Annotated in this window: 13 protein-coding genes; 9 read left to right on the forward strand and 4 right to left on the reverse strand. The window is 62.3% G+C overall.

The genetic code is table 11. From position 1 onward, the window contains the following. Window positions 1-134: 134 nt before the first annotated feature. Together AC19YR_RS20870 and AC19YR_RS20875 are read right to left on the reverse strand one after the other, a co-directional pair. Entirely contained in the window at window positions 135-629 is a 495-nt protein-coding gene (locus tag AC19YR_RS20870) for a DUF934 domain-containing protein (protein WP_095109783.1), read from the reverse strand. Further along, window positions 613-2,271 (reverse strand): nitrite/sulfite reductase, encoded by a 1,659-nt coding sequence (locus AC19YR_RS20875; RefSeq protein ID WP_500599979.1) that lies wholly within the window; start codon window positions 2,269-2,271, stop codon window positions 613-615. Before AC19YR_RS20875 ends, AC19YR_RS20870 begins: the two co-directional genes overlap by 17 nt. A 478-nt stretch (window positions 2,272-2,749) precedes the next feature. On the opposite strand from AC19YR_RS20875, the gene AC19YR_RS20880 reads away from it, so the two are divergent. Continuing rightward, window positions 2,750-3,832 carry an ABC transporter substrate-binding protein gene (locus tag AC19YR_RS20880; protein ID WP_095109781.1) on the forward strand — a complete coding sequence of 361 codons (1,083 nt, stop codon included), beginning with the start codon at window positions 2,750-2,752 and terminating at the stop codon, window positions 3,830-3,832. A 6-nt stretch (window positions 3,833-3,838) separates the two neighbouring features. Here the strand turns inward: AC19YR_RS20880 and AC19YR_RS20885 are convergent, their stop codons facing one another. Both AC19YR_RS20885 and AC19YR_RS20890 read right to left on the reverse strand, forming a co-directional pair. Then, entirely contained in the window at window positions 3,839-4,057 is a 219-nt protein-coding gene (locus AC19YR_RS20885) for a DUF2970 domain-containing protein (protein WP_095109780.1), read from the reverse strand. Between the two features lie 58 nt (window positions 4,058-4,115). Further along, window positions 4,116-5,051, reverse strand: a complete 936-nt coding sequence (locus tag AC19YR_RS20890) for a DUF1853 family protein (protein WP_500599981.1) — start codon at window positions 5,049-5,051, stop codon at window positions 4,116-4,118. A 101-nt stretch (window positions 5,052-5,152) separates the two neighbouring features. Here AC19YR_RS20890 and AC19YR_RS20895 point away from each other — a divergent pair, with 101 nt between their 5' ends. The 8 genes from AC19YR_RS20895 to AC19YR_RS20930 all read left to right on the forward strand — a co-directional run bounded on the left by AC19YR_RS20895 (window position 5,153) and on the right by AC19YR_RS20930 (window position 15,508). After that, the gene (locus AC19YR_RS20895) at window positions 5,153-6,043 is read left to right on the forward strand and encodes an NAD(+) kinase (protein WP_095109778.1); all 891 of its coding nucleotides are present in this window, start codon (window positions 5,153-5,155) and stop codon (window positions 6,041-6,043) included. Further along, the gene (locus AC19YR_RS20900; protein WP_176465132.1) at window positions 6,040-7,014 is read left to right on the forward strand and encodes a metallophosphoesterase; all 975 of its coding nucleotides are present in this window, start codon (window positions 6,040-6,042) and stop codon (window positions 7,012-7,014) included. Before AC19YR_RS20895 ends, AC19YR_RS20900 begins: the two co-directional genes overlap by 4 nt. After that, complete coding sequence (locus AC19YR_RS20905) at window positions 7,011-7,883, forward strand: rhomboid family intramembrane serine protease (RefSeq protein WP_500599984.1); 873 nt, start codon at window positions 7,011-7,013, stop codon at window positions 7,881-7,883. Before AC19YR_RS20900 ends, AC19YR_RS20905 begins: the two co-directional genes overlap by 4 nt. A 34-nt stretch (window positions 7,884-7,917) precedes the next feature. After that, on the forward strand, window positions 7,918-8,178 hold the full coding sequence (locus tag AC19YR_RS20910) for a YeaC family protein (RefSeq protein ID WP_095109775.1): 261 nt from the start codon (window positions 7,918-7,920) through the stop codon (window positions 8,176-8,178). Beyond that, a complete protein-coding gene (locus tag AC19YR_RS20915; protein ID WP_095109774.1) occupies window positions 8,175-9,005 on the forward strand; it encodes a DUF2797 domain-containing protein in 831 nt (276 codons plus the stop codon). The genes AC19YR_RS20910 and AC19YR_RS20915 overlap by 4 nt, the downstream gene beginning before the upstream one ends. Before the next feature lie 12 nt (window positions 9,006-9,017). Next, window positions 9,018-11,675, forward strand: coding sequence for an aminopeptidase N (pepN, locus tag AC19YR_RS20920; protein WP_500599985.1), 2,658 nt, complete (start codon window positions 9,018-9,020; stop codon window positions 11,673-11,675). 369 nt (window positions 11,676-12,044) lie between these two features. Continuing rightward, window positions 12,045-13,097: a WD40/YVTN/BNR-like repeat-containing protein gene (locus AC19YR_RS20925; RefSeq protein WP_500599986.1), complete on the forward strand. Its 1,053-nt coding sequence runs from the start codon at window positions 12,045-12,047 to the stop codon at window positions 13,095-13,097. A gap of 35 nt (window positions 13,098-13,132) precedes the next feature. After that, complete coding sequence (locus AC19YR_RS20930) at window positions 13,133-15,508, forward strand: efflux RND transporter permease subunit (RefSeq protein ID WP_095109771.1); 2,376 nt, start codon at window positions 13,133-13,135, stop codon at window positions 15,506-15,508. The last annotated feature ends 60 nt before the right edge of the window (window positions 15,509-15,568 follow it).

Raw genomic sequence — 15,568 nt, forward strand, 5'->3', positions numbered from 1 at the left:
TCAGGCGCGACTCTCATCGTGGCGCTGGGGCCTGCCCCAAACAGACGCCGGATAGATTTAAGCAAGCCAACCACACCACCCGTTAATCAGTATTGCAAAAATGGGGGTGACCATAGATTTTTGTGGGCGCAGGCTTAGCGGCGACGGAACAGCGGCAGCGGTTCGTCGGTGGCGGCCTGGTAGGTCACCGAGAAGTCCTTGAGGCTTTCAAGGGCTTCGTAGGGGTCTTTGTCGGCGCGCAGGGCGTAGGCATCGAAACCGCAACGGTGCAGGTAGAACAGTTGGTCACGCAACACGTCGCCAATGGCCCGCAACTCGCCTTTATAGCCGTAGCGGTCACGCAACAGACGGGCGTTGGAGTAGTTGCGGCCATCGGTGAAGGCGGGGAAGTTCAGGGCAATGACCTGGAAATGGCCCACGTCCTCGCCGATTTCCTCGGCTTCCTCGTCGGCGTCCAGCCACACGCCCAGGCCGCCATCGCGGGCCTTGAGGGCGTGGCCGTGCTCACGCCACAGGGCCAACGGCACGATCAGGTCGTCGCAGTTGGAGATGCCGTCGAAGCTCGCGTCCTTGGGCAGCAAGTGCCAGGTTTCGTCGACGACTTCGTTGTTCTTAATGATTCGCTGCATAGACGCGCTCCTTGAAGAGGTCAATGCCGATACGTTGATAGGTGTCGATGAAGCGTTCGTCTTCGGTACGTTGTTCCACGTAGACGTCGATCAGCTTGGAAATCACGTCGGGCATCGCATCCTGAGCAAAAGACGGGCCGAGGATCTTGCCCAGGCTGGCGTCACGGCTGGCACTGCCACCCAGGGACACCTGGTAGAACTCTTCGCCTTTCTTATCTACGCCGAGAATGCCGATATGGCCGACATGGTGGTGGCCGCAGGCATTCATGCAGCCGGAGATGTTCAAGTCCAACTCGCCGATGTCGAACAGGTAGTCCAGGTCATCGAAACGGCGCTGGATGGATTCGGCGATGGGGATCGACTTGGCGTTGGCCAGGGAGCAGAAGTCGCCACCCGGGCAGCAGATGATGTCGGTCAGCAGGCCGATGTTCGGCGTGGCGAAGCCCTGCTCGCGCAGTTCGGTCCACAGGCTGAACAATTGGTTCTGCTCGACGTCCGCCAGAATGATGTTCTGTTCGTGGGAAGTGCGCAGTTGGCCGAAGCTGTAGCGCTCGGCCAGGTCGGCGATGCCGTCCAGTTGCTTGTCGGTGACGTCGCCCGGCGCGACACCGGTGGGCTTGAGCGACAGGGTTACGGCCACATAGCCCGGTTTTTTGTGGGCCAGGGTGTTGCGTACGCGCCAACGGGCAAAGCCTGGGTGCTGCTTGTCCAATTCGGCCAGTTCGCCGCTGTGGTCAGCCAGGGCCTTGTACTGCGGGTCAACGAAGTGGCGGGCAACACGGTGCACTTCGGCGTCGGTCAAGGTGGTCTGGCCACCGCGCAGGTGTTCCATCTCGGCGTCGACTTTCTGGGCGAAGACTTCAGGTGTCAGGGCCTTGACCAGAATCTTGATGCGCGCCTTGTACTTGTTGTCGCGACGCCCGTAGCGGTTGTAGACCCGCAGGATGGCGTCGAGGTAGCTGAGCAGGTCTTGCCAGGGCAGGAACTCATTGATGAACGCGCCGACGACCGGGGTACGGCCCAGGCCGCCGCCGACCAGTACGCGAAAACCCAGTTCGCCCGCAGCGTTGTGCACCGGCTCCAGGCCAATGTCATGCACTTCGATGGCGGCGCGGTCCGAGGTCGAGCCGTTGATGGCGATCTTGAACTTGCGCGGTAGGTAGGCGAACTCGGGGTGGAAGGTCGTCCACTGACGCACGATCTCGCACCAGGGGCGCGGGTCCACCAGCTCATCGGCGGCCACGCCGGCGAACTGATCGGTGGTGACGTTGCGCAGGCAGTTGCCGCTGGTCTGGATAGCGTGCATTTGCACGGTGGCCAGTTCGGCGAGGATGTCGGGGATGTCTTCCAGGGCAGGCCAGTTGAACTGCACGTTCTGCCGGGTACTGATGTGGGCGTAGCCCTTGTCGTAGTCGCGAGCGATCTTGGCCATCATCCGCGCCTGGCGCGAAGTCAGTTGGCCGTAAGGCACCGCCACCCGCAGCATCGGGGCGAAACGCTGGATATAGAGGCCATTCTGTAAACGCAGGGGGCGGAATTCTTCTTCGCTCAGCTCGCCTGCCAGATAGCGTCGGGTCTGATCCCGGAACTGCTTGACGCGGTCCTCGATGATCCGCTGATCGTACTCGTCGTATACGTACATATAAGTCCTGTTCTCAGGCTGCTTAGCTACAGCACATCTGCGCGCACGGCCGCGCACTCCCAACGGAGCCGGCGCAAGATAACAGTTCATGGTTATGCGTAAAAGTGATGTTTTAGTATATGTAAAGAACCAAATCGCCTAATGAGACTGATTATTGCCATACCCGTATTTGTGGTGGGGGCAATCGTCGGCTTAACTGTGGTGGCGTGTTAATGCACTCACCGATAAAACCGACAAGAGGCGATGCAATGAGCAACCCTACCAAGGCCAGGAAAAGCGATAGCAGTGTCGATGCATGGGCCATTCTCTTCCTGATAATCCTGGTGGTTTCGACCGCGATTTTTTGGGTCAGCCACCAGTAACTCCCTATCTACGGGCCCTTTCCCGACGATTGTCGGACAAAAACGGCAATTATTGTGCAAGTGGTTGGCTATTGGCTTGCTATCATGCACGGCTAATTTCCGGGGCTCGCATCACCATGTCCAAGTTGTATTGCGTTGTGCTGCTGGCGCTGGGCGCCTGGATGCCCTGTGCGCAGGCGGCTTCCGTGCTGTTCCTCAATCCGGGGACGAGCAAGGAGATTTTCTGGGTCAGTTACTCGCAATTCATGCAGGCGGCCGCCAAGGATCTGGGCATGGATCTCAAGATCCTCTACTCCGAGCGCCAACCCCAACTCAACCTGCAGCAGGCCCGCGAGGCGCTGCAAGGCCCGGACCGTCCGGATTACCTGGTGTTCGTCAATGAACAGTATGTGGCCCCGGAAATCCTGCGCCTGTCCCAGGGCAGCGGGGTGAAGCTGTTTATCGTCAATAACTCGCTGACCGCCGACCAGACACGCTTGCTGGGCGACCTGGAGAGCAAATACCCCGATTGGCTCGGTAGCCTGGTGTCCAACGACGAGGAGGGCGGTTACCTGATGCTCAAGGAGCTGATCCGCAAACATCCCCGCGTCGCCAAGGGCCAGACCATCGAGTTGCTGGCGTTTTCCGGGTTGAAGATCACCCCGTCGGCGCAATTGCGTGAGAAGGGCATGATGCGGGCCCTGGCCGAGCACCCCGAGGTGCGTTTGCGCCAGTTGGTGTATGGCGCCTGGACTCATGAGCGCGCCTATGAGCAGGCGCGGATGTTGTTCAAGCGCTATCCGGGGGTTTCGCTGGTGTGGTCGGCCAATGATGAGATGGCTTTCGGTGCAATGCAGGCGTACGCCGAGACGGGCGGCAAGCCCGGGCAGGGCGCGCTGTTCAGTGCGGTCAATACGTCACCGCCCGCGTTACAGGCGTTGCTGGATGGGCGCCTGAGTGTGTTGGTGGGCGGGCACTTCAGCCTCGGTGGCTGGGCCCTGGTGCAGTTGTATGACTATGACCAGGGGGTGGATTTTCGCCGCTACGGGGGCCGCGATCGCCAGGCGCGGTTGTTGCAATTGATTAGTCGCCCACTGGCGCAACGTTTGTTGGCGCTGGGCAGCAGCCCCCAATACGGCGTGGATTTCCGCAGTTTCTCCGCGAAGGGGCGGCCGCTGTCCTATCGCTACCCGTTCAGCCTGCAAACCCTGATGCACTGAACCGAATCAAAGCCCGGCCAGGTGCAGCACCAGTTTGACAATGCCGAACAGGGTCAGGGCGAACACGGCGGTAAAGAGAATGCCCAGCACCACGAAGTGGCTGGGTTTGCCATGGGTGAAGTCCCGCGTGCGGTTTTTGCCGCTTTGTACGCCGAACGCCGCCGCCATGACGCTGTGCAGCATCTGCCAGAAACTGGGCGGCTTATTGTCGATGGGGTCGTCCATACATCCCTCGTCTGTCGGGTGGGTGCCCCCAAGCATAGACCAGCCCTGCGTGGCGGCTTCAGGCCGGCCACTGGTCGGCGACCAGGAACAGGCGTTCGGCTTCTTCCCACTGGTTTGTCGTGGTCTCGCTCAGGCGCACCAGCAGTTGCGCGGGTGCCTGTGGGGCCAGTTCAAGCAGCCATGCGTGGAGTTGCTCGCTGTCCCAGACCTCTTCGGCACTGTAGTGGGCGGGCGCCAGCCAGGCGTGGCGGGGCAGGGGTTGCCAGCGGCCGGGAGGACTCTGGCGCGCGAATGCGGGCCAGTCGCGTTGGTGCAGCCAGCGGCCTTGTAAATGCAGGGGATGGGCGCCGCTGGGGGGCTGAGCGACGCCGGGCCACGGATACAAGAGATAACCGCCCAGCCACAGATGCGCAGTGAGAGGCTGGATGTCCAGGGTCGCCAGCACCTCGCGGCTTTCCGCCCGCGATGAGATGGGCAGTTGGTGCTGACACAGGTGCGCCAGTTTGCGGTCCAGTCGGTCGTGGCAGCCCGGCCCCAGCCATTGCGCGGCATCCTGGCCGTCGCCCTGTTGTGGGCCCAGATACAGCTTGATCGCCAGCTCCAGGTGATGCACGCCGTCGCGGTCGCGCAGCAGCATGTCCAGCTCGCCCAAGGTGTGGCCTTCGCGGCGGATCGGTAGGTTGGCGGCGATCAGTTCAATGCCGGGCGCCTGCTGCACCGCAAATTGCCAGAGCCGTTCGTAGTACACCCCCAGGCGTCGCGTAGGGTGCAGGTCGAGCCAATGCAGCAACGCCGCTGGCTCTGCATCGAGGCTGTGCAGCCAATCGGCCAATTGGCCGGGTGTGTGCACCCAGTCGCTGCCCGCCAGGGGATGGCGTTGGGGCCATGGGGTTTGCGCGAGCATCGGCGGTGCGAGGATGACCCAGGCCAGGTCGCGGACCCGGGGGTGGCGCAACTGTCGGGGGAGGTTGAGCAAGTCGGGAAACAGGATCATTGTGCGAGCATAGTCTTTTATGCCGGGGAAAGAGTTTTGTCTGCGGCGCGCTTTCGCCCATAATCCCTTCTTTTTGCTGCCCCGAACCCTGCAGGAGCCCCATGGAGCAATTTCGCAATATCGGCATTATCGGTCGCCTGGGCAGTTCTCAGGTTCTTGACACGGTACGCCGGCTCAAACGCTTTCTGCTCGAACGGCACATGCACGTGATCCTCGAGGACACCATTGCCGAAGTCCTGCCCGGCCATGGCCTGCAAACCTCCTCGCGCAAGATGCTGGGCGAAGTCTGCGACATGGTTATTGTGGTCGGCGGCGATGGCAGCCTGCTGGGCGCCGCCCGGGCGCTGGCGCGGCATAACGTGCCGGTGCTGGGGATCAACCGTGGCAGCCTGGGCTTCTTGACCGATATCCGCCCCGATGAGCTGGAAATCAAAGTCGCCGAAGTGCTCGACGGCCACTACCTGGTGGAAAACCGCTTCCTGCTGCAAGCCGAAGTGCGCCGCCACGGCGAAGCCATCGGCCAGGGCGATGCGCTGAACGACGTGGTGCTGCACCCCGGCAAATCGACGCGCATGATCGAATTCGAGCTTTATATAGACGGCCAGTTCGTCTGCAGCCAAAAGGCCGACGGCCTGATCGTCGCTACGCCCACCGGCTCCACGGCCTATGCCCTGTCGGCGGGCGGACCGATCATGCACCCCAAGCTCGACGCCATCGTGATCGTGCCGATGTATCCCCACACTCTGTCTGGGCGGCCGATTGTGGTTGATGGCAACAGCGAGTTGAAAATCGTCGTGTCCAAGGACATGCAGATCTACCCGCAGGTGTCCTGCGACGGCCAGAACCACTTCACCTGCGCGCCGGGCGACACCATCACCGTCAGCAAGAAATCCCAGAAGCTGCGCCTGATCCACCCGCTGGACCACAACTACTACGAAGTGTGCCGGACCAAGCTCGGCTGGGGCAGCCGGCTGGGTGGTGGAGGCGACTGATGCTCGATCCCGCGCGCAGTTATGACCTGATCGGTGATGTACACGGTTGCGCCCACACCCTGGAGCACCTGCTCGACCGCCTCGGTTATCACAAACTGGGCGGGATCTGGCGCCACCCTTCGCGCATGGCGGTGTTCTTGGGTGATGTGATCGACCGTGGCCCGCGTATCCGCGAGGCGTTGCACTTGGTTCACGACATGGTCGAGGCCGGCCAGGCGCTGTGCATCATGGGCAACCACGAGTTCAACGCCCTGGGCTGGAGCACGCCGGCGCCGCCGGGCAGCGGCAAACGGTTCGTGCGCGAACACACCCCACGGCACGCACGCCTGATCGCTGAGACCCTGAACCAATTTGCCCATCACCCTGGCGACTGGCACGACTTCCTCGGCTGGTTCTACCAGATGCCGTTGTTCGTCGATGCCGGGCGCTTTCGCGTGGTGCATGCCTGTTGGGACGCCGGCTTGATCGCGCCGCTGCGCGCTCAGCACCCTGACGGCTGTATCGATGAGCATTTCCTCCAGGCCGCCGCCGTGCCTGGCAGTTTTGCCTGCACGGTGTTCGATCGCCTGTTGCGCGGCACCGACATGCGCCTGCCCCATGGCCTGACCATGACCAGTGGCGATGGCCTGACCCGGGCGTTCTTCCGCACCAAATTTTGGGAAGACGACCCGCAAACCTACGGAGACATCGTGTTCCAACCCGACGCGCTACCCGACCCCGTGGCCCAGACGCCCCTGTCGCCGACCCAGAAAGACACCCTGTTGCGCTACGGCATCGACGAACCGTTGTTGTTCGTCGGCCACTACTGGCGCAGCGGCAAACCGGCGCCGATCCGCCCGAACCTGGCCTGCCTGGACTACAGCGCGGTGCTCTACGGCAAGCTTGTGGCCTATCGCCTGGACCAGGAAACCCGCCTCGACCCACGCAAGTTCGTCTGGGTCGATGTCGAACGCCCCGAGGTACTGCAATGACTGCCGTGGCCGTGCTGCACCTGCCCCTGGCGGTGGACTTGGGCGGTTTCGTCAAGCTGCTGCAACGCATGGGCGTGCCGCACCGGGTCAGCGAGGAGGGCGGCGAACAAGTGCTGTGGGCGCCGGTGGAGATCAGCGAGGACGTGCGTTCTTTGTATGAGCGCTTCCCGGCGGGCGACCCCGAACAGCAATTGGACATCCCTGTGGCGCCCCCCGCGGCCCGGCGCCCAGGGTTTATCGCGCAACTGCGCCACAGCCCGGTGACGGCGCTGGTGCTGTTGCTGAGCCTGATCGTCGCGGGCGTCACCCTGCTGGGCGACAACCTGCACACCATGAGCTGGCTGACCTTCCTCGACTACCGTATCGAGGGTGACTACATCCTGTTCACGCCCCTCGCTGAGAGCCTGGCGGCGGGGCAGTGGTGGCGCCTGGTGACACCGATGCTGATCCACTTTGGCATCCTGCACCTGGCCATGAACGGCATGTGGTACTGGGAGTTGGGGCGCCGTATCGAAGCCCGTCAGGGCGCGATCAACCTGCTGGGCCTGACCCTGTTGTTCAGCCTGGTGTCCAATTACGCGCAATACCTGTTTGGTGGCCCAAGCCTGTTCGGTGGCCTTTCCGGCGTGCTTTACGGCTTGCTTGGGCATTGTTGGATCTACCAGTTGCTGGCGCCGAACCCGGCGTATCGCCTGCCGCGCGGTGTGTTGGCGATGATGCTGGTGTGGCTGCTGCTGTGCCTGTCGGGGTTGGTCTCGATGATCGGCTTCGGCGCGATCGCCAACGCTGCCCACGTTGGCGGGTTGCTGATCGGTTGCCTGACCGGCCTGGTGGGCGGTGCCTTCAACCGCCGCAGACAGGCCGCTTGAACCCTCTATTTCAATCAAGAGCACGGAGAACCTGATGTCCTCTTTCAACGAAATGATTAAAAACATCACCCCGCAAATCTACCTCAGCCTGAAAACCGCGGTGGAGATCGGCAAATGGTCCGACGGCGGCAAGTTGACCCCCGAGCAGAAAGAGCTGTCGCTGCAAGCCATGATCGCCTGGGAAATCCAGAACCTGCCCGAAGACCAGCACACCGGCTACATGGGCACCCAGGAATGCGCCTCCAAGGCCGAGCCGGTGCCCAACCTGCTGTTCAAGTCGGACGCCATCCATTGATCGAGATTGGCCGCGGTGCAATCAGCAAGATGTCGGCGCGCCTTGACGGGCCGGCCGTGCAATATGCCTTTCGCCTGGGCGACGCCGAGGTGCCGGTCAACCCCATGATTGGCACCACCGTGCGCCTGGAATACCTGGGGGCGATCCATTGCACCCATTGCGGGCGCAAGACCAAGACCAGTTTCAGCCAGGGCTACTGCTACCCGTGCATGACCAAACTGGCCCAGTGCGATCTGTGCATCATGAGCCCCGAGCGCTGCCACTACGACGCCGGCACCTGCCGCGAGCCGTCCTGGGGCGAGCAGTTCTGCATGACCGACCACGTCGTCTACCTGGCCAACTCCTCGGGGGTCAAGGTGGGCATCACCCGTGCCACCCAGTTGCCGACCCGTTGGCTCGACCAGGGCGCAAGCCAGGCGTTACCGATCATGCGCGTCGCTACCCGCCAGCAATCGGGCTTTGTCGAAGACCTGCTGCGCAGCCAGGTGGCGGACAAGACCAACTGGCGCGCACTGCTCAAGGGCGATGCGGCGCCAGTGGACCTTGCCGCGGTGCGCGAGCAGTTGTTCGCCTCCTGCGCCGAAGGCATCCAGGCGTTGCAGGCGCGTTTCGGCCTACAGGCAATTCAGCCGGTGACGGGGGTCGAACCCCTTGAAATCCGCTACCCGGTGGAGCAATACCCGGCCAAGATCGTCAGCTTCAACCTGGACAAGAACCCGATTGCCGAAGGCACGCTGATGGGGATCAAGGGCCAGTACCTGATCTTCGACACCGGCGTCATCAATATCCGTAAATACACGGCCTATCAGCTCGCCGTGCATCAGTAGAAGGACTGCCCCATGCGCACCGAACAACCGAAGATGATCTACCTGAAGGACTATCAGGCGCCCGAGTACCTGATCGACGAGACGCACCTGACCTTCGAGCTGTTCGAGGACCACAGCCTGGTCCATGCGCAACTGCTGATGCGCCGCAACCCGGCCCGTGGCGCCGGCCTGCCGCCGCTGGTGCTGGACGGGCAGCAACTGGAACTGCTGTCGGTGAAACTGGCGGACCAGGACCTGGGCGCCACCGACTACCAGTTGAGCGACAGCCACCTGACCCTGCACCCGGCCAGCGAGCGCTTCACGGTGGACACCAGCGTACGCATCCACCCCGAGACCAACACCGCGCTCGAAGGCCTGTACAAATCTGGCGGCATGTTCTGCACCCAATGCGAGGCCGAAGGCTTTCGCAAGATCACCTACTACCTCGACCGCCCGGACGTGATGAGCGTCTTCACCACCACCGTGATCGCCGAACAGCATCGCTACCCGGTGCTGCTGTCCAACGGCAACCCTGTAGGCAACGGCCCGCAGGACGATGGCCGGCACTGGGCAACCTGGGAAGACCCGTTCATGAAGCCGGCGTACCTGTTCGCCCTGGTGGCGGGCGACCTGTGGTGCGTCGAGGACAGCTTCAGCACCCTGAGCGGGCGCGACGTGGCGCTGCGCATCTACGTCGAGCCGGAAAACATCGACAAGTGCCAGCACGCCATGAACAGCCTGAAGAAGTCCATGCGCTGGGACGAAGAGGTCTACGGCCGTGAGTACGACCTGGACATCTTCATGATCGTCGCGGTCAACGACTTCAACATGGGCGCGATGGAAAACAAGGGCCTGAACATCTTCAACTCCAGTTGCGTGCTGGCCCGCGCCGAAACCGCCACCGACGCCGCGCACCAGCGGGTCGAGGCGGTGGTTGCCCACGAATACTTCCACAACTGGTCGGGTAACCGCGTGACCTGCCGCGACTGGTTCCAGCTCTCCCTCAAGGAAGGTTTCACGGTGTTCCGCGACGCCGAGTTCTCGGCGGACATGAACTCGCGCACGGTCAAGCGCATCGAGGACGTGGCCTACCTGCGCACCCACCAGTTCGCCGAAGACGCTGGCCCCATGGCCCACGCCGTACGTCCGGACAGCTTTATCGAAATCTCCAACTTCTACACCCTGACTGTGTACGAGAAGGGCTCGGAAGTGGTGCGCATGCTCCGCACCCTCCTGGGCGAGGCGGGGTTCCGCAAGGGCAGCGACCTGTATTTCGAGCGCCATGACGGCCAAGCCGTGACCTGCGACGACTTCATCAAGGCTATGGAAGACGCCAACGGCGCCGACCTGACCCAGTTCAAACGCTGGTACAGCCAGGCCGGCACGCCGCGCCTGGAGGTCAGCGAACACTATGACGCCGCGGCCCAGACCTACAGCCTGACGTTGCGCCAAAGCTGCCCGGCCACCCCGGACAAGGTTGAAAAACTGCCGTTCGTGATTCCGGTCGAACTGGGCCTGCTGGATGCCCAAGGCACCGACATTGCCCTGCGTCTGGCGGGTGAAGCGGCGGCGGGCGGCACCTCCCGCGTGCTGTCGGTGACCGAAGCCGAACAAACCTTTACCTTCGTCGACGTGGCCCAGCAACCGCTGCCGTCCTTGCTGCGTGGCTTCTCGGCGCCGGTGAAGCTGAGCTTCCCCTACAGCCGCGACCAGTTGATGTTCCTCATGCAGCACGACAGCGACGGCTTCAACCGCTGGGAGGCGGGGCAGCAACTGGCGGTGCAGGTCCTGCAGGAACTGATCGCTCAGCACCGCCAGGGCCAGGCCTTGATGCTCGACCAACGCCTGGTCACGGCCCTGGGCACCGTGCTGGCAGACGAACGACTGGATCAAGCCATGGTCGCGGAAATGCTCTCGTTGCCCAGCGAGGCCTACCTCACCGAAATCAGCGAAGTGGCGGACATCGACGCCATCCACGCTGCCCGCGAATTCACTCGCCAGCAGTTGGCCGACAGCCTGTTCGACGCCCTGTGGGCGCGCTACCAGGCCAACCGCGAGCTGTCCAAGCGCACGCCGTACATCGCCGCCGCCGAGCACTTTGCCCGCCGCAGCCTGCAGAACATCGCGCTGTCTTACCTGATGCTTAGCGGCAAACCCCAGGTGCTGGCAGCGGCCCTGGAGCAGTTCGACGCCAGCGACAACATGACCGAACGCCTCACTGCGTTGGCGGTGCTGGTCAACTCGCCGTTCGCTGAAGAGAAAGCCAAGGCCCTGGCGGTGTTTGCCGAAAACTTCAAGGACAACCCGCTGGTCATGGACCAATGGTTCAGCGTGCAGGCCGGCAGCAGCCAGCCGGGCGCCCTGGAACGGGTCAAGGCCTTGATGAGCCACCCGGCGTTCAACCTCAAGAACCCGAACAAGGTGCGGGCACTGGTGGGCGCCTTCGCCGGGCAGAACCTCATCAATTTTCACGCCGCCGATGGCTCGGGCTACCGCTTCCTGGCGGACCTGGTGATCCAGCTCAACGGTTTCAACCCGCAGATCGCCTCGCGGCAACTGGCGCCGCTGACACGCTGGCGCAAATACGACAGCGCCCGCCAGGCGTTGATGAAAGCCGAACTGGAGCGCATCCGCGCTTGCGGCGAGCTGTCCAGCGACGTGTTCGAGGTGGTCAGCAAAAGCCTGGCGTAACGGGCTGTTGCAGCAAGCGGGCTTGCCCGCGCTCGGTCGCGTGGCGGCCGTAAAAACGGTTTCAGGCACACCACCGTTTTAGGGGCGCTACGCACCCCAGCGCGAGCAAGCCCGCTTGCTACAGGGCATCTTCGATCACTTCCCTCAATGCCAAGCCATTCATGACCCGGGCCGACCCGAAAGGTTAACAAAACATAACGTCCCGGCGATTGTCATACGATTCTAAAGCCCGATAGGATAGGCCGGCTTCAGAAGGGGCTCTAGATTGCAGGTTTGCGGACATCGGTCCGCTTTCAGCATCAGACAAAACGCCCTCGACGGCGCCCTGAAAGGTTGAATGACCTAACAATAATAATGGGGGAAAGGTCTATGAGTGAGCCTGTCATGGGTGTGGTTTCCTGCCGCCCGCCGGCATTACGCAGATTCGCGTTGCTGGCCACAGCGCTCTCGCTGTTGGGTGCTGCTGCGCTGTCAGCGCCCGTCCTGGCGGCGGCAACGCCTGCCGCCGACACTGTCTATGCCATCGAGTCGGCCAAGGCTGCGAAAAGCCTGGTGGTCGATGTCGCCCACGCCGGCCCACGCCTGGTGGCGACCGGCGACCGTGGCCATATCCTTTATTCCGATGACCAGGGCACCACCTGGGTGCAGGCCAAGGTGCCGACCCGGCAGTTGCTGACGGCGCTGTTCTTTGTCGATGACAAGAATGGCTGGGCCGTCGGCCATGATGCACAGGTGCTTGCCACTCAGGATGGCGGCGCCACCTGGACCCGGCAATTTGAAGACGTCAAGCGTGAATCACCCCTGCTCGACGTCTGGTTCAAGGACACCCACCATGGCTTCGCCGTCGGTGCCTATGGCGCTGTGCTGGAAACCACCGACGGTGGCCAGCACTGGGAAGACGTCAGTGATCGCCTGGACAACGAAGACCAGTACCACCTCAATGCCATCGCGCAGGTCAAGGATTCGGGCCTGTTCATCGTGGGCGAGCAGGGCAGCATGTTCCGCTCCGCCGATGACGGGCAAACCTGGGAACGGGTCGAAGGCCCGTACCAGGGTTCGCTGTTCGGCGTGATCGGCACGGGGCAGCCAGGTACCTTGCTGGCCTACGGCTTGCGCGGCAACCTGTTCCGCTCCACGGATTTCGGCACCACTTGGGAGCCGGTCCAGCTCAAGGCCGGCCGCGGTGCCCTGGAGTTCGGCCTGGCGGGCGCCACCTTGCTCGACAACGGTTCGCTGGTGATTGTCGGCCACGGCGGTAGCGTGGCGCGCAGCGATGACCACGGCGCAACCTTCAGCGTGTTCAACCGCCCCGACCGCATCTCGCTGTCGGCGGTCACGGCGGCGGGCAATGGCAACCTGATTCTGGTGGGCCAGGGCGGCGTACACGTCGCGACGTCCTCGGGCGCCGATCTGGGCAAATAAGCAGCCGGGCAAATAATAAGAAGGCGGGAATCTCCATGAGCAGTCATCACAACGACAAGGCGACGTTTCTCGAACGCCTGATTTTCAACAACCGCCCGGCAGTGATCTTCATCTGCCTGCTGGTCAGCGCCTTTCTGTTCTGGCAGGCCACGCTGATCCGGCCGTCCACCAGTTTCGAAAAAATGATCCCCCTCAAGCATCCCTTCATCGAGAAGATGATGGAGCACCGCAACGACCTGGCGAACCTGGGTAACACCGTGCGGATCTCGGTAGAAGCCAAAGAGGGCGACATCTTCACCCAGGAGTACATGGAGACCCTGCGCCAGATCAACGACGAGGTGTTCTACATTTCCGGCGTCGACCGTTCCGGCCTCAAGTCGCTGTGGAGCCCCAGCGTGCGCTGGACCGAAGTGACCGAGGAAGGCTTCGCCGGTGGCGAGGTGATCCCGCAGAGCTACAACGGCTCGGCTGACAGCCTCGACCTGCTGCGTAACAACGTGCTCAAGTCCGGCCAGGTCGGGCGCCTGGTGGCCAACGATTTCAAGTCGAGCATCATCGATATCCCGCTGCTGGAGTCTTACCCGGACCCGCAGGACCAGGGCAAGCTGCTGGCGTTGGACTACCAGAAGTTCTCCCATGAACTGGAAGAGAAAATCCGCGACAAGTTCGAGGCGCAAAACCCCAATGTGAAGATCCACATCGTCGGTTTCGCCAAGAAGGTCGGCGACCTGATCGACGGGCTCATCATGGTCGTGCTGTTCTTCGGCGTGGCCTTCGTCATCACCCTGGTGCTGCTGTACTGGTTCACCTGGTGTATCCGCAGCACCATCGCGGTACTGATTACCACCCTGGTGGCGGTAGTCTGGCAACTGGGGCTGATGCACGCCTTCGGCTTCGGGCTGGACCCATACTCGATGCTGGTGCCGTTCCTGATTTTCGCCATCGGTATTTCCCACGGTGTGCAGAAAATCAACGGTATCGCCTTGCAGTCCAGCGAGGCCGACAACGCCCTGACCGCGGCGCGGCGCACCTTTCGTCAATTGTTCCTGCCGGGGATGATCGCCATCCTGGCTGACGCGGTGGGTTTCATCACCCTGCTGATTATCGACATCGGCGTGATCCGTGAGCTGGCCATCGGCGCGTCCATCGGTGTGGCGGTGATCGTGTTCACCAACCTGATCCTGTTGCCGGTGGCCATTTCCTATGTGGGCATCAGCAAGCGTGCCATCGAGCGCAGCAAGAAGGACGCGACCCGCGAACACCCGTTCTGGCGTCTGCTGTCCAATTTCGCCAGCCCGAAAGTCGCCCCGGTGTCCATCGCCCTGGCCCTGGTGGCCTTTGGTGGCGGCCTCTGGTACAGCCAGAACCTGAAAATCGGCGACCTCGACCAGGGGGCCCCTGAACTGCGCCCGGATTCGCGCTACAACAAGGACAACAGCTTCATCATCAACAACTACTCCACCAGTTCCGATGTGCTGGTGGTGATGGTCAAGACGCCGCCCGAAGGGTGCTCGCGCCACGAGGCCATGGCCCCGGTGGACGAGTTGATGTGGAAGATGCAGAACACCGAGGGCGTGCAGTCGGCGGTGTCGATGGTCACCGTGTCCAAGCAGATGATTAAGGGCATGAACGAGGGCAACCTGAAATGGGAAACCCTGTCGCGTAACCCCGATGTACTGAATAACTCCATTGCCCGTGCCGACGGCCTGTACAACAACAACTGCTCCCTGGCGCCGGTGCTGGTGTTCCTCAACGACCACAAGGCCGAGACCCTGGACCGTGCCGTCCATGCGGTGCAGGAATTCGCCAAGGAAAACAATAAGGAAGGCCTGGAATTCATCCTGGCCGCGGGTAATGCCGGCATCGAGGCTGCCACCAACGAAGTCATCAAGGAATCGGAGTTCATCATCCTGATCCTGGTGTACATCTGCGTGGCGACCATGTGCATGATTACCTTCCGCTCCTGGGCGGCAACCCTGTGCATCGTTCTGCCGCTGGTGCTGACCTCGGTGCTGGGCAACGCCCTGATGGCCTTCATGGGGATTGGCGTAAAAGTGGCGACCCTGCCGGTGGTAGCGCTGGGTGTGGGCATCGGTGTCGATTACGGCATCTACATCTACAGTCGCCTGGAGAGTTTCCTACGAGCGGGCCTGCCGTTGCAGGAGGCGTACTACCAGACGCTCAAGTCCACGGGTAAGGCGGTATTGTTCACCGGCCTGTGTCTGGCCATTGGCGTGGCTACCTGGATTTTCTCGGCCATCAAGTTCCAGGCCGATATGGGACTGATGCTGACTTTCATGCTGCTGTGGAACATGTTCGGCGCCCTGTGGCTGTTGCCAGCGCTGGCGCGGTTCCTCATCAAACCGGAGAAACTGGCCGGGCAGAAGGGCAACTCGCTGTTCGCCCACTGACTGGGCTGAAAACTGAAAAAGCCGCGACCCTCAGGTCGCGGCTTTTTTATTGGGCGCCGG

Source organism: Pseudomonas sp. MF08817 (assembly GCF_059862705.1).

What these genes read in the sequence shown, in the direction of transcription:
- AC19YR_RS20870 (WP_095109783.1), bottom strand. Translation starts at nt 629, where the DNA reads ATGCAGCGAATCATTAAGAACAACGAAGTCGTCGACGAAACCTGGCAC.
- AC19YR_RS20875 (WP_500599979.1), bottom strand. Translation starts at nt 2,271, where the DNA reads ATGTACGTATACGACGAGTACGATCAGCGGATCATCGAGGACCGCGTC.
- AC19YR_RS20880 (WP_095109781.1), top strand. Translation starts at nt 2,750, where the DNA reads ATGTCCAAGTTGTATTGCGTTGTGCTGCTGGCGCTGGGCGCCTGGATG.
- AC19YR_RS20885 (WP_095109780.1), bottom strand. Translation starts at nt 4,057, where the DNA reads ATGGACGACCCCATCGACAATAAGCCGCCCAGTTTCTGGCAGATGCTG.
- AC19YR_RS20890 (WP_500599981.1), bottom strand. Translation starts at nt 5,051, where the DNA reads ATGATCCTGTTTCCCGACTTGCTCAACCTCCCCCGACAGTTGCGCCAC.
- AC19YR_RS20895 (WP_095109778.1), top strand. Translation starts at nt 5,153, where the DNA reads ATGGAGCAATTTCGCAATATCGGCATTATCGGTCGCCTGGGCAGTTCT.
- AC19YR_RS20905 (WP_500599984.1), top strand. Translation starts at nt 7,011, where the DNA reads ATGACTGCCGTGGCCGTGCTGCACCTGCCCCTGGCGGTGGACTTGGGC.
- AC19YR_RS20910 (WP_095109775.1), top strand. Translation starts at nt 7,918, where the DNA reads ATGTCCTCTTTCAACGAAATGATTAAAAACATCACCCCGCAAATCTAC.
- pepN (WP_500599985.1), top strand. Translation starts at nt 9,018, where the DNA reads ATGCGCACCGAACAACCGAAGATGATCTACCTGAAGGACTATCAGGCG.
- AC19YR_RS20925 (WP_500599986.1), top strand. Translation starts at nt 12,045, where the DNA reads ATGAGTGAGCCTGTCATGGGTGTGGTTTCCTGCCGCCCGCCGGCATTA.
- AC19YR_RS20930 (WP_095109771.1), top strand. Translation starts at nt 13,133, where the DNA reads ATGAGCAGTCATCACAACGACAAGGCGACGTTTCTCGAACGCCTGATT.